Origin of the sequence: Alteraurantiacibacter buctensis (assembly GCF_009827655.1) — a bacterium.
GTDB classification, from domain to species: Bacteria; Pseudomonadota; Alphaproteobacteria; order Sphingomonadales; family Sphingomonadaceae; genus Alteraurantiacibacter; species Alteraurantiacibacter buctensis.
The window spans coordinates 618368-631877 of record NZ_WTYV01000001.1 but is presented as its reverse complement, the minus strand read 5'-3'; the positions used below and the strand labels follow the sequence as shown (position 1 = coordinate 631877).

Annotated in this window: 12 protein-coding genes; 9 read left to right on the top strand and 3 right to left on the bottom strand. The window is 66.8% G+C overall.

The annotated features are described in order from the left end of the window. Positions 1 to 9: 9 nt before the first annotated feature. Genes GRI99_RS02985 through GRI99_RS02960 form a run of 6 tightly spaced genes read left to right on the top strand, consistent with a single transcriptional unit; the run spans position 10 to position 6522 of the window. Entirely contained in the window at positions 10 to 501 is a 492-nt protein-coding gene (locus tag GRI99_RS02985) for a dihydrofolate reductase (protein WP_160770497.1), read from the top strand. Next, on the top strand, positions 498 to 1685 hold the full coding sequence (locus GRI99_RS02980) for a dipeptidase (protein WP_337192839.1): 1188 nt from the start codon (positions 498 to 500) through the stop codon (positions 1683 to 1685). The genes GRI99_RS02985 and GRI99_RS02980 overlap by 4 nt, the downstream gene beginning before the upstream one ends. 8 nt (positions 1686 to 1693) lie before the next feature. Next, on the top strand, positions 1694 to 2620 hold the full coding sequence (locus GRI99_RS02975; protein ID WP_160770496.1) for a bifunctional riboflavin kinase/FAD synthetase: 927 nt from the start codon (positions 1694 to 1696) through the stop codon (positions 2618 to 2620). Between the two features lie 47 nt (positions 2621 to 2667). Continuing rightward, positions 2668 to 5574 (top strand): isoleucine--tRNA ligase, encoded by a 2907-nt coding sequence (gene ileS, locus GRI99_RS02970; protein WP_160770495.1) that lies wholly within the window; start codon positions 2668 to 2670, stop codon positions 5572 to 5574. Beyond that, a complete protein-coding gene (gene lspA, locus GRI99_RS02965; RefSeq protein ID WP_337192838.1) occupies positions 5571 to 6116 on the top strand; it encodes a signal peptidase II in 546 nt (181 codons plus the stop codon). Before ileS ends, lspA begins: the two co-directional genes overlap by 4 nt. A 4-nt stretch (positions 6117 to 6120) precedes the next feature. Next, positions 6121 to 6522 (top strand): DUF3035 domain-containing protein, encoded by a 402-nt coding sequence (locus tag GRI99_RS02960; protein WP_160770494.1) that lies wholly within the window; start codon positions 6121 to 6123, stop codon positions 6520 to 6522. 261 nt (positions 6523 to 6783) lie between these two features. Here GRI99_RS02960 and GRI99_RS02955 read toward each other — a convergent pair whose 3' ends face one another. Further along, positions 6784 to 8079, bottom strand: a complete 1296-nt coding sequence (locus GRI99_RS02955; RefSeq protein WP_160770493.1) for a hemolysin family protein — start codon at positions 8077 to 8079, stop codon at positions 6784 to 6786. 135 nt (positions 8080 to 8214) lie between these two features. Between GRI99_RS02955 and GRI99_RS02950 the strand changes: the two genes are divergently transcribed. Next, complete coding sequence (locus GRI99_RS02950; protein ID WP_160770492.1) at positions 8215 to 8895, top strand: YiaD family glycine zipper/OmpA-like lipoprotein; 681 nt, start codon at positions 8215 to 8217, stop codon at positions 8893 to 8895. A 238-nt stretch (positions 8896 to 9133) separates the two neighbouring features. On the opposite strand, the gene GRI99_RS02945 is transcribed toward GRI99_RS02950, so the two are convergent. After that, positions 9134 to 9910, bottom strand: coding sequence for a 3'(2'),5'-bisphosphate nucleotidase CysQ (locus GRI99_RS02945; RefSeq protein ID WP_160770491.1), 777 nt, complete (start codon positions 9908 to 9910; stop codon positions 9134 to 9136). A 102-nt stretch (positions 9911 to 10012) separates the two neighbouring features. Between GRI99_RS02945 and sucC the strand changes: the two genes are divergently transcribed. Beyond that, the gene (sucC, locus tag GRI99_RS02940; RefSeq protein WP_160770490.1) at positions 10013 to 11212 is read left to right on the top strand and encodes an ADP-forming succinate--CoA ligase subunit beta; all 1200 of its coding nucleotides are present in this window, start codon (positions 10013 to 10015) and stop codon (positions 11210 to 11212) included. 150 nt (positions 11213 to 11362) lie between these two features. After that, positions 11363 to 12286, top strand: coding sequence for a hypothetical protein (locus GRI99_RS02935; RefSeq protein ID WP_160770489.1), 924 nt, complete (start codon positions 11363 to 11365; stop codon positions 12284 to 12286). A 7-nt stretch (positions 12287 to 12293) separates the two neighbouring features. Here the strand turns inward: GRI99_RS02935 and GRI99_RS02930 are convergent, their stop codons facing one another. After that, complete coding sequence (locus GRI99_RS02930) at positions 12294 to 13502, bottom strand: DUF445 domain-containing protein (RefSeq protein ID WP_160770488.1); 1209 nt, start codon at positions 13500 to 13502, stop codon at positions 12294 to 12296. Positions 13503 to 13510: the final 8 nt, after the last annotated feature.

The window sequence follows — 13510 nt, the reverse complement described above, 5'->3', positions numbered from 1 at the left end:
GCGCGCCCAATGGAGCGCGAGGTTCCCTTCGTGGTCGCCCGCGCCACCAACGGCTGCATCGCGGCTGGCGGTGACGTGCCGTGGAAGATCCGCGAGGATTTGCAGCGGTTCAAGGCGCACACCATGGGTATGCCAATGGTGATGGGCCGCAAGACCTTCGAGAGCCTGCCCGGCCTGCTGCCGGGCCGCCGCCATATCGTGGTCACCCGCAACCCGGGCTGGAACGCGCCTGGCGCGGAGGTGGCCCATGACGAGGGGGGCGTGCTGGCGCTGGTGGGCAACGGTGACTTCTCGGTGATCGGCGGAGCGGAAATCTTCGCCATGCTGGACCACCTCGCCACCCGCTGGGAAATCACCGAGGTGTTCGAGGATACGGCGGGCGACGTGTTCATGCCGCTGCCCGATTCCGCCCAGTGGGAAGAGGTGGCGCGCGAGCACCGCCCCGCCGCCCACGGCTGGCCGGCGCACGATTTCGTCACCTACCGGCGGCGCGCGCGGTGATCCGCTGGGCCCCGCTGTGGTCGCTGGCGCTGGTCGCCGCGCTGCTGGCGGCCTTCTTCCTCCTGGCCCCCGGCATCGCCGAGCGGCAGATGAACGTGGTCGACGGCGGGCCCCTGCCGGAGGTTTCGGATGAAGCCCGCGCTCTTCATGCCAGCCTGACCGTGGTGGACCTGCACGCCGATACCCTGCTGTGGCAGCGCAGCATCCTCGACCGGGCGGACAGGGGCCATGTGGACCTGCCGCGCCTGAAGGATGGCAACGTGGCGCTGCAGGTGCTTTCCAGCGTGACCAAGAGCCCCGCCGGCCTCAACAACGAGACCAACAGCGCCGAGGCGCGCGACGATATCACCCTGCTGGCCGTGGCCCAGTTGCAGCCGGTGCCCACCTGGACCTCGCTGCTCCAGCGCACCCTGTTCCACGCCGCCAAGCTGGCGCAGGCGGTGGAGCGGAGCGAAGGCGCGCTGGTGCCAGTGACCGACAATGCCGGGCTGGCCGCGCTGCTCGATGCGCGCGCCACAAGGCAGCGGCCCGTGGGCGTGATGCTTTCGGTCGAAGGCCTGCATGACCTGGAGGGCGATGTGGCCAACCTGCCGCGCCTTTACGATGCGGGAGTGCGGATGGCGGGGCTGACGCATTTCTTCGACAACGAGCTGGCTGGATCGATGCACGGCGAGGCCAAGGGCGGCCTCACCCCGATGGGGCGTGACGTGGTGCGGCAGATGGAACGGATGGGCATGATCGTCGACATCGCCCATTGCAGCCACGCCTGCGTGGCCGAGGTGCTGGCCATGGCCCGCCGCCCCGTCGTCTCCAGCCACGGCGGGGTGCAGGCGACCTGCCCCGGCAACCGCAACCTGACCGATGACGAGATCAGGGGCGTGGCGGCCACCGGCGGGGTGATCGGCATCGGCTATTGGGACAGCGCCGTGTGCGATATCTCGCCGGCGGGAATCGTGCGGGCGATGGTCCACGTGCGGAACCTGGTGGGCATTGCCCACGTGGCGCTGGGCAGCGATTTCGACGGCACGGTGACCACCCGGTTCGATACCGCGCACCTGGTGCAGATCACGCAAGGCTTGCTGCGCGCAGGGTTCTCCGAAGGCGAGATTCGCGCGGTGATGGGCGGCAATGCGCTGCGGGTGATCGGGGCGGGAATCGTGCCGCAGCCGGAGTTGCCAGCGTGACCCGTGCCATGATCCGTATCGACCATCGCGATCAGGTTCCCGAGCACCTGCGCGGCGCGGTGCTGGCGCTGGGCAATTTCGATGGCTTCCACCTGGGCCACCAGGCCGTGGTGGCCGAAGCGGTGAACTGGGCCAGGGCCGAGGGCCGCCCCGCCATCGTTGCCACCTTTGACCCCCACCCCGTGCGCCACTTCGCCCCGCACGTGCCGCCCTTCCGCCTGACCACGCTGGACCAGCGGCAGGAACTGTTCGCTGCGGCGGGCGCCGATGCCATGCTGGTGTTCCACTTCGATGGCGACCTTGCCAGCATGAGTGCGGACAGCTTCGTGGCCGATCTCCTCTGCCGCCATATTGGCGCGGGCGGCGTGGTGACGGGCGAGGATTTCAGTTTCGGCGCGCGGCGCGGCGGCAACGTGCAGGTGCTGCGCGACATTGGCGCGCAGCACGGCATGGCCGCCCGCGCCGTGGGGCCGGTGAAGGTGGACGAGCAGACCGTCTCCTCCAGCCGCATCCGGGTCCTGCTGAAGGCGGGCGACTGCGAGGGGGCCGCAGCCCTGCTCACCCGCCCCTTCGCCATTCGCGGCGAAGTGATTCACGGCGACAAGCGCGGGCGGACCATCGGCTATCCCACGGCCAACCTCGACATGGGCACCTACCTGCGCCCCCGCTATGGCATCTACGCTGTCAGCGGCCGCGTGTTGGCGACCGGCGAGCCGTTGCACGGGGCGGCCAACCTGGGCATTCGCCCCACCTTCGATCCGCCCAAGGAACTGCTGGAGCCGTTCTTCTTCGACTTTGCGGGTGACCTCTACGGGCGGGCAATCGAGGTGGAACTGCGCCACTTCCTGCGGCCCGAGGCGAAGTTTGCCGACCTGCCCACGCTGGTGGCGCAGATGGAGGCGGACTGCGTGAAGGCGCGGGCGCTGCTCGGCTGAACCAAGAAAATTGCGCGAAGCCGCCCCCACGGCTAAGGCCCGCGGCGATGACTGAAAATCGTGATTACAGAGACACGGTGTTCCTGCCGCAGACCGACTTTCCGATGAAGGCCGGCCTGCCCGAAAAGGAACCGCACATCCTGGCCCGCTGGCAGGAGGCGGACCTCTATGCCCAGTTGCGCGAAGCCCGCAGCGGCCGCGAGAAATTCATCCTCCACGATGGCCCGCCTTATGCCAATGGCGACATCCACATCGGCCACGCGCTGAACAAGGTGCTGAAGGATGCCGTGGTCCGCAGCCAGACGCTGCTGGGCAAGGACGCACCCTATGTACCCGGTTGGGATTGCCACGGCCTGCCGATCGAGTGGAAGGTGGAGGAAGCCTACCGCAAGAAGAAGCTCAACAAGGACGAGGTCCCCGCCGAGGAATTCCGCGCCGAATGCCGCGCCTATGCCGCGCAGTGGGTGGAGGTGCAGAAGGCGCAGTTCCAGCGGCTGGGCATTTCCGGCAAGTGGGACCAGCCCTACCTGACCATGGCCCCCGAGGCCGAGGCGGCGATCGTGGCCGAACTGCTGAAGTTCGCCGAAACCGGCCAGCTTTATCGCGGGGCCAAGCCGGTGATGTGGTCGCCGGTGGAGAAGACCGCGCTGGCTGAAGCCGAGGTGGAATACGAGGACATCACCTCGACCCAGATCGACGTGACGTTCGAGATCGTGGAATCGCCGATTGCGGAACTGGTGGGCGCGCACGCGGTGATCTGGACCACCACGCCGTGGACGATCCCCGTGAACCAGGCTTTGGCTTATGGGCCTGAGGTTGACTACATTCTGATCGAAGCACTCGACGAGTTCGCTGAGCCTACCGGGCAGCGATACCTGGTGGCAACCGAACTTTACGACAGCTTCCGATCGCGCATTCGCGGACAGGGAAACCCGAACCAGAATTATGCCACGGTGGACTTCTTCGTGGGGGAAACTCTCGCCGGCACGATCTGCCGCCACCCGATGCACCATCTCGGCGGGTTCTACGCCGAGCCGCGCCCGCTGCTGCCCGGCGATTTCGTCACCACCGACAGCGGCACGGGCCTTGTCCACATGGCGCCCGATCATGGCGAGGACGACTTTGCCCTGTGCAAGGCGCATGGCATCAACCCCAAGTTCGTGGTCGAGGCCGATGGCCGTTATCGCGAGGACTGGCTGTGGCTGCCGCGCACCGATGCGCGCAACATGTCGGTCATCAACCCCAAGTTCAACGCGCCCGACGGGCCGATCTGTTCGGACCTGAAGGAAGCTGGAGCCTTGCTGGCCGCGTCCACAGACTATCAACACAGCTATCCACATTCGTGGCGCTCGAAAGCCAAGGTGATCTACCGCTGCACCCCGCAGTGGTTCGTACCGATGGACAAGCCGGTGGCCCCGTTCGACTATCCCGTCGCCCCGCTGGGCGGGATCGGCGGCGCCGTGGCGCTGGCGGTTTCGGCGAGCAAGACGGCCACCCTGCGTGAAACCGCGATCAAGGCCATCGCCGATACGCGCTTCGTGCCGGAAAAGGGCCGCAACCGCATCGGCAGCATGGTGGAGGGTCGCCCGGACTGGGTGCTGAGCCGCCAGCGCGCCTGGGGCGTGCCGATCACGCTGTTCGTGGACCGCAAGACCGGCGAATACCTGGTCGATCCCGAAGTGAACGCCCGCATCATTGCCGCCGTGCGCGAAAAGGGCGTAGATGCCTGGAGCGACGAGGCCGCGCCTGCCCTGCTGGGGCCGGATTACAACGTGGACGACTACGAGCGCGTGGTCGACATTCTCGACGTGTGGTTCGATTCGGGCAGCACCCACGCCTTCGTGCTGGAATCGGGCGTGTGGCCCGAACTGCAATCACCGGCGGACCTCTACCTTGAGGGTTCCGACCAGCATCGCGGCTGGTTCCAGTCGTCCTTGCTGGAATCCTGCGCCACCCGCGGCCGCGCGCCCTACAAGGCGGTGCTGACCCACGGCTTCACCATGGACGCCAAGGGCATGAAGATGTCCAAGTCGCTCGGCAACACGGTCAGCCCGCTGGACGTGATGCGCGATTACGGCGCGGACATCATCCGCCTGTGGGCACTTTCGGTCGACTATACCGAGGATCACCGGATCGGCCCGGAAATCCTGAAGGGCGTGGCCGACCAGTACCGCAAGCTGCGCAACACCTTCCGCTACCTGCTGGGCGCGCTGGATGGCTACACCGAGGCGGAAGCCCTGCCGGTGGACCAGATGCCCGAGCTGGAGCGCTACATGCTGGCGCTACTGGGGGAGCTGGACGGCAAGATGCGCGCGGCGGTCGATGCTTTCGATTTCAACACCTATACCCGCAGCCTGATCGATTTCTGCAACGAGGACCTGAGCGCCTTCTTCTTCGATATCCGCAAGGACTGCCTCTACTGCGACCATCCGGCAGACCCGAAGCGCCGCGCCTATCGCACGGTGCTGGATACCATGTTCCACGCCCTGATCCGCTACGCCGCGCCGGTTCTTGTGTTCACCAGCGAAGAGGTGTGGGCGAGCCGCTATCCGACAAGCGGCAGCGTGCACCTGCTGGAGTGGCCGGTGGTGCCGGCAGTCGAAACAGACGCCTCTCGTTGGAATGCGCTTCGCGAGCTTCGAACCCAAGTGACCGAAGCGATTGAACCCCTGCGTAGAGAGAAAACTGTTCGGTCCAGTTTGGAAGCCGAGGTCACAGTCTCGGATATCGATGGCGTTCTCCGCGAGTATCGAGATCTTGGACCGGATTTCCTCGCAGAGATTTTCATTTCTGGTCCAGTGGCCTTCGTGAAGACGACTGATGGACCCGGCATCAGCCGCACTGAGCACCACAAGTGCGGCCGCTGCTGGCGCCACCTGCCCGAAGTGGCCGAGGATGGCGACCTGTGCGCCCGGTGCGACGATGTCGTGACCAAGCTGGACGCCGAAGCATGATGGGCATGGCCTTCACCCGCGACCGGCTGGCCGCCTTCGCCCTGGCGCTGGTGCTGTTCGTAGCCGACCAGTGGAGCAAGGACTTCGTGGTCAACACGCTGGGGCTGAAGCGGGTGGGCGACCACTATCCGGTGCTGCCGTTCTTCGATTTCACCCGCACCAACAACTTCGGCATCTCGCTGGGCATGTTCGAGGCGACCAGCATCGAGATGCGCTGGGGCCTGGTCCTGATAACCGGGCTGGTGGCCTGCGGCATCGCCGTGTGGATCCTGCGCGAGGTGAACCGCTGGGACCTGGCATCGCTGGGCATGATCCTGGGCGGGGCTCTGGGCAATATCGTCGACCGCTACCAGTATGGCTACGTGGTCGACTTTGCCGATTTCCATATCGGCGACTTCCGCCCCTTCCTGATCTTCAACCTGGCCGATGCCGCCATCACGATCGGCGTGGTGATTCTCCTTGCCCGTGCCTTGTTCATCGGCGAGAAACCGGCCAAAGAGCAGGACGAACCAAAAGGCGGCGAGACCGCTGCCGGAGATTGACCGCATGCGCATTTCGACCACCGCCATCCTTGCCACCGGCCTGCTGGCCCTGCTGCCCGCCTGCTCCAGCGGCCTGATCGCCAACCGCGATTCGCCGGACGAGTTTGCCGTGCAGCGCCAGGCGCCGCTGGTGGTGCCGCCCGATTTCGCGCTGGTCCCCCCGGCCCCCGGCGCGCCGCGCCCCAGCGATTCGTCGGCCTCGCAACAGGCGCTGGACGCACTGTTCCCGCCGCAGAGCCGTTCCGCCGTGGAAACCAACACCCTGAACCGCGCCGGCACGGCGGAAGTCTCGATCCGCTCCACCGTGGGCGATCCGGGCACCTATACGGTGAACAAGGGCACCACCACGCGCACCATCCTGGCCGCACCGGAAGGTGACGGGCAGGCGGCAAGAGCCGTCATCTGATTTTTTGCGAAGGGCCATCCGGCCCTTCGTCCTCGCTAAGCGGGCAGGCAAGCTGCCCCCGCTGCGGGCGGCCTGTCGGCCTTGCGGGCTGCTGGTCGCAGCCCGGACAGCGCTGCACGGCAAGGCGGGATCAGCACGACATTCGCTGACCGCATGTGATCGGGCTGCAGGCCCGCAAGCGCAACCACGCGCCCGCAGGTGCCGCGCAGCGAAGCGGAGCGGACAGCACCGAGGACGAAGGCCCGGATGGGCCTTCGAAACTCAGGATACCTTGCTGATCAGCAATTTATCGATCCGCCGCCCATCAAGGTCGACCACCTCGAACCGCCAGCCCTGTTCCTCGAACGATTCGCCCTCACCGGGCAGCTTCTTCATCTGGTAGAGGACAAAGCCCGCTGCCGTCGCGAATTCGCGCTGTTCGGGCAGGATGATTTCCAGGCATTCGGCCAGTTCGTCGGCCGGCAGGCCGCCGGCCACCAGCAGGCTGCCATCTTCGCGACGCACCACCATCGGCTCGTCGTCATCGTCCTTGTGGCTGGCAAAGCCGCCGGCGATGGCCTGCAGGATGTCGGCCGTGGTCACCACGCCATCGAGGTGGCCGTATTCGTCATGCACCATCGCCATGGAGGTGCCCGATTGCTGCAGCAGACGCAGGGCATCCATCGCGTCGAGCTGGTCGGGCACCACCTCGGCCTTCTTCACCAGCTCGGCCAGCACCACCGGCCGCCCGGCCAGCTTGCAGGCCAGGATATCACGCACCTTGACCACGCCCAGCACCCTGTCGGGCGAGCCATCGGCCACCGGCAGCAGCGAGTGCGGCGTTTCCCCGATCACCTGCCACATGGCCTCATCGCCCTCCTCGGCGTCGATCCAGTCGAGCTCGGTGCGCGGGGTCATCAGTTCGCGCACCGGCTTGTCGGCCAGCCGCATGATCCCTGAGAGCATGTCGCGCTCCTGCTCGGCAATCACGCCGCTGCGGGTGGCATCGGCAAACACCATGTGCAGCTCTTCCGCCGTCATCCCGTGCTCGCCCTTGTGGCGCACGCCGATGGCCCGCATGATCGCGCTGGAACTGGTATCCAGCAGCCAGACGAAGGGGGCTGCCACCCGCGCCAGCATGGCCATGGGTCGCGCCATCACCAGCGCAATCGGCACGGCGGCGCGCAGGGCCAGTTGCTTGGGCACCAGTTCCCCCACCACCAGGCTGAAATAGGTGGTCAGCCCGATCATGATCACGAAGCCCAGGTTGTCCGCCAGATCCGGCTTTACGCCCCAGGCGGCCAGCCGCTGGCCCATCGGCTCGCCCAGCGTGGCACCCGATACCGCACCGGCGATGATACCGATCAGGGTAATGCCGATCTGCACAGTGGAGAGGAACTTGCCCGGCTCCTCCGCCAGCTTCAGGGCAATCTGTGCGCTGCCGCTGCCGTTCTGTGCCGCCACGCGCAACTGCGCCGGGCGGGCCGACACGATCGCCAGCTCCGACATCGAGAACACGCCGTTGAGGACGATGAGGGCAGCCAGCGCCGCCGCGTAATGCCAGGGGAATGGGTCCATGGGGCCGCCACTGCTAGCAGATTTGCCGCGCCTGTCGAAGGCTATTGCGGTTTCGTTCAGGAACGCGCAGCCATCAGGGGCGTTACAAAGCTGAACAACCCCGGGTCGCACCGTTTCGCACGAGAGGAATTCCTCATGAACAAGTCCCGCATTCTCGTTTCCGCCTTGGCCGCCGTGTCGCTCGTTTCGCTGAGCGCCTGCGTGACCGATCCCAACACCGGCGAACGCACCGTTTCGCGCACGGCCATCGGCGGCGTGGGCGGCGCGGGCCTTGGCTACCTGTTGGGCGGCCTGATCGGCGGCAAGACCGCGCGCATCGTGGGCGCGGGCATCGGTGCGGCTGCCGGCGGCTATGTCGGCTATCGCATGGACGAACAGATCCGCGAGCTGGACGAAGCCACCGCTGGCACCGGCGTGGACGTGGGCACCACCCCCAATGGCGATGGCATCCTGGTCAACCTGCCGGAAGTGACCTTCGCCGTCGATTCCACCACCATCAGCCCGCAGATGCGCGACGTGCTGGGCCGTGTGGCCGAAAGCATGATCCAGTATCCCAACTCGCTGATCGACGTGATGGGCCATACCGATTCGACCGGCAGCGACAGCTACAATCTGGACCTGTCGCGCCGCCGCGCCGAAGCCGTCACCAACTTCCTGGTGTCGCGCGGGGTTGCCCGCAGCCGGATCGAGAGCATCGGCTATGGCGAGCAGTACCCGGTGGCCGACAACACCACCGAAGCGGGCCGCGCGCAGAACCGCCGCGTGGAAATCCGCATCACGCCCGTCACCGAACAGGACGTGCGCGCAGCGTATTGATTGGGGCGAGGGGCCATCCGGCCCCTCGCTTCCTCGCTAGCGGCCAGCAAAAGCTGGCCTTCGCTGCGGGCGCCCGTTCGGGCTTGCGGGTCGATCCTCTGGATCGGCCCGTTTCCATTTCACGGTCAACAACTGGTTCGGTTTGCGACCAGCAAACCGCAAGGGCAACTGCCCACCCGCAGGTGCCCCGCAGCGAAGCGGAAGGAACAGCCGAGGATGTGGCCCCGGACGGGGCCACTCAAGACAAGAGATTCGCCCGCGGTGCGAGGCGCTCGACCGCCTCCTGGTGGATGGCCGGCGCGCTGACCAGCAGACCGAAGGCGCGCGGATCGCGCTTGTTGTAGGCCAGCGGCTGGCCGAAAGCGTCGGTCACCTGGGCGCCGGCCTCGCGCGCGATCAGGGCGGCAGCGGCCACGTCCCATTCGTAGCCCCAGCGCAGCGTGGCCACCAGGTCGGCCCGGTCATCGGCCACCATGGCGATCCTGAGCGCGATCGAGTTGGGCTTGTCCACCACCGTCAGGTCATGGTCCTCGCGCGGCAGGCTGTCGGCCGGCACCCGCGCGCCGGGGAAATAGCGGCGCTTGCTGGCGCTGATGTCCACCCCGTTGAGCCGCGCGCCCGCGCCTGCCGTGGCAGTCCATACCTCGCCCCGCGCCGGTGCCACCAGCAGGCCCAGTAGCGGCCGCCCGGAGCTGACCAGCGCCACGGAAACCGCCCAGCCGGTGCGCCCGCGGATGAAATCGCGCGTCCCGTCGATCGGATCGACGACCCAGATCAGGCCGCGCTCCAGCCGCGCGGGGTCGTCCGCCGTTTCCTCGCTAAGCCAGCCTGCGGAAGGGAGCAGGCGGCCCAATTCTGCTTTCAGGAAGGTGTCAACCGCCAGGTCTGCCGCGCTGACCGGGCTGGCATCGCCTTTGTCCCAGCTTTTCACCCGGTGCCCGTCACCCGGCCACATGCGGCGGGCAATCTGGCCTGCCTCCACGCAGATATCCCTCAGGCGAAAGCGGTCGATCATCGCTGGGCAACTTGGGATGGCGGTTCCCGCATTGCAAGCGCGACGCGTTAGTGCTTTAGGCCGCAGCGACTCTCAACTCTCTCTCCCGAAGGTCACCTCCACATGAACATCCACGAATACCAGGGCAAGGAACTGCTGGCCAAGTTCGGCATCGGCATCCCCGCAGGCGTTGCCGCGCTGACGGTGGAGGAAGCGGTTGCCGCCGCCAAGACGCTGCCGGGGCCGCTTTACGTGGTGAAGGCACAGATCCACGCCGGCGGGCGCGGCAAGGGCAAGTTCAAGGAACTTGGCCCCGATGCCAAGGGCGGCGTGCGGCTGGCCTTCTCGCTGGACGAGGTGGAAAGCAACGCCCGCGAGATGCTGGGCAACACTCTGGTCACCGTGCAGACGGGTGAGGCCGGCAAGCAGGTCAACCGCCTGTACATCACCGACGGGGTGGATATCGCCGCCGAATACTACCTGTCGATGGTGGTTGACCGCGCATCGGGCCGCGTGGCCATGATCGTCTCCACCGAAGGCGGCATGGACATCGAGACCGTGGCGCACGACACGCCGGAGAAGATCACCACCATTACCATCGATCCCGCCACCGGCTTCATGCCGCACCACGGACGCGCCGTGGCCTTCGCGCTGAAGCTGACGGGTGAGCTGAACAAGCAGGCGCAGAAGCTGGCCGCCCAGCTCTACACCGCCTTCACCAGCCTCGATTGCGCCATGCTGGAGATCAACCCGCTGGTGGAAACCAAGGATGGCCGCCTGCTGGTGCTCGACACCAAGATGAGCTTCGATAGCAATGCCATGTTCCGCCACAAGGACGTGGAAGCGCTGCGCGACGAGACCGAGGAAGACCCGATGGAGGTGGAAGCCTCCAAGTACGACCTGGCCTACATCAAGCTGGATGGCGACATCGGCTGCATGGTCAACGGCGCAGGGCTCGCCATGGCGACGATGGACATCATCAAGCTGAACGGCATGTTCCCGGCCAACTTCCTGGATGTGGGCGGCGGCGCCAACAAGGAAAAGGTGACCGCGGCCTTCAAGATCATCCTCAGCGATCCGGCCGTGAAGGGCATCCTGGTCAACATCTTCGGCGGCATCATGCGCTGCGACACCATCGCGGAAGGCATTGTCGCGGCGGCCAAGGAAGTGAACCTGTCCGTGCCGCTGGTGGTGCGCCTGGAAGGCACCAACGTGGACGCCGGCAAGGCGATCCTCGCCAACTCGGGCCTCGCCATCGTGCCGGCGGACGACCTGGGCGATGCCGCGCAGAAGATCGTGGCCGAGGTGAAGAAGGCCGCCTGAGACTGCAGCGCCGGAAAACAGAAGGGGCCGCGCGGGAGCAATCCGGCGCGGCCCTTTTGCTGTCCGCCGCGCGACACTTGTTACAAATTGCCTGATTGATTTTGTCCGGTTGGCGGATAGCTTGCCCGTGGGGAAACACGGGGGAGAGCCATGATCCGCACACTGACCGCGCTGGCCTGCGCCAGCATGATGCTGGCTGCCAGCACCAAGCCCGCCATGGCGCAGGATGCCGTGCCAACGGTGTTCACGCGCACCGGCCAATGGCAGCTTGAGGCGGCGGACGAGGAATGCCGCATCGCCCGTGTATTCACCAATGGCGGCCGGCAGATCGCCCTGGCGCTGGAGCGCAACCGGGCCGATCCGCTGGTGCGCGTGGTGCTGGTGACCGATGCATTGAGCTTCTACCGCACGGCTGAGGAGCTGGGCTTCACCTTCCAGCCATCGGGCGAGCATCGTTCGGCACGCTATATCACCGCCGAAATGGGCGGGGGTCAGCACTACTACAACCTTGGCAATGTGCTGCTGGCCGCCCCGCCCGCTGCGGGAACGACGCCGCCAGCGCCCGGCACGCCGCAGCCGGTCTATGACCGCGCCGCCGAACAGGCCTATGCTGCCGGCATCACGGCGATTGAATTCAACGATGGACTGACCCAGCCGGTGCGGCTGGAGACCGGCAGCCTGCGGGCCGCCATCACCGCGTTGCAGGCCTGCCAGGATGACCTGTTGCGCACCTGGGGCCTTGACTGGGAAAGGCACCAGACGATGACCCGCCGCGCCGCTCCCGATGGTCCTGCATCCGACTGGATACCAGACGGGGCGATCGGCTTTGGCGATTTCGCTTCGCTGTCAGCCGGGCGCAATCCGTTCCGCGTGATGGTGAGCGCCGAAGGCCGGCCCACGGCCTGCAGCGCCTTGTGGGTCTCGCTGGACGCAGCGAAGAACGAGCGGGTGTGCAACGCCATCATGGAGAACGGACGCTTCCTGCCCGCACTGGATGCTGCCGGGCAGCCGATGGCAAGCTACTGGATCGTCGACTTTCTTTTTGGCCTGACCCCGCCCCCGCCGCGCCGATAAAGGGGCGCTAGACCACCAGCGTCAGCGCGTGGATGGCCAGGCCCACCAGCCCGCCCACCAGCGTGCCGTTGATGCGGATGAACTGCAGGTCGCGGCCCACGGCGCGTTCGATGCGGGTGGTGATGGTCTGCGCATCCCAGCCCTTCACGGTCTCGGACACCAGCCGGACGATCTGTTCGCCGTGGCGGCTGGCAATGCCCACCACGGTGCGGCGGACCAGCCGGTTGATCTGCAATTGCAGCGCCGGATCGGCCTTCAGCGTCTCGCCCAGTTCCTTCAGCGCCTGGCCGAACTGGCCGCCCAGCGCGCCATTGGGATCGCGCGCCATGTCGATCAGGCCCAGCCGCAGCCGTTCCCAGATGCCCATCCACCAGTCGCCCACGGCGGGGTTGCTGAGCAGATCGTTCTTCAGTTGCTCCACCTTGGCGCGCATGGCGGGGTCGGCCTGCAAGTCTGCCGCCAGCCCGGCCAGGCCCGCTTCCAGCTTGCCCCTTAGCGGATGGCCGGGATCGACCAGCACTTCGGCCAGCAGGCGGTAGAGCCCGTCGAGCACCGAATTGGCCAGCCGCTCGTCCAGCCCGGTCCACCGCAGCACGGCGTTGGCGCGGTTTTGGATCATGGCGCGGACCATGTCCTCGTTGGCTTCCAGCGTCTCGCCGGTCCAGCGGATCATGCCATCGACCAGCGGGCGGTGGCGCTGGTCGGCAATCGCAGCATCCAGCATCTTGCCGAGCAGGGGGGACACCTCCACCTTCTCGATCTGCCGCGCCAGCCCCGCCTTCACCTGGTTGCCCAGCCGGTCAGGATCGAGCGATTGCAGCAGGTCCACCGCAAGCTGGATCACGCCGGCGCGCAAGCGGCCTGCTTCACCTTCGCGCTGCTGCACCAGGAACTCGCCGGCAGCGCGCGCCACGTTCACCTCGCGCATGCGGCGGGCGACCACCAGTGGGGTGAGGAAATTCTGCCGCAGGAAGCCGGCCATCGAATCGGCGATGCGGTCCTTGTTGGTGGGGATGATCGCAGTGTGCGGAATCGGCAGGCCCAGCGGGTGGCGGAACAGCGCGGTCACCGCGAACCAGTCGGCCAGGCCGCCCACCATGGCGGCCTCGCTGAAGGCCAGCACCCAGGGCCAGGCGGGATGGCTGTCCTCGAAATGCAGCGCGAAGCCGAACAGGCCCGCCATCGCCACCAGCAGCAGCGTGGCGGTAATCCGCATGCGGCGTC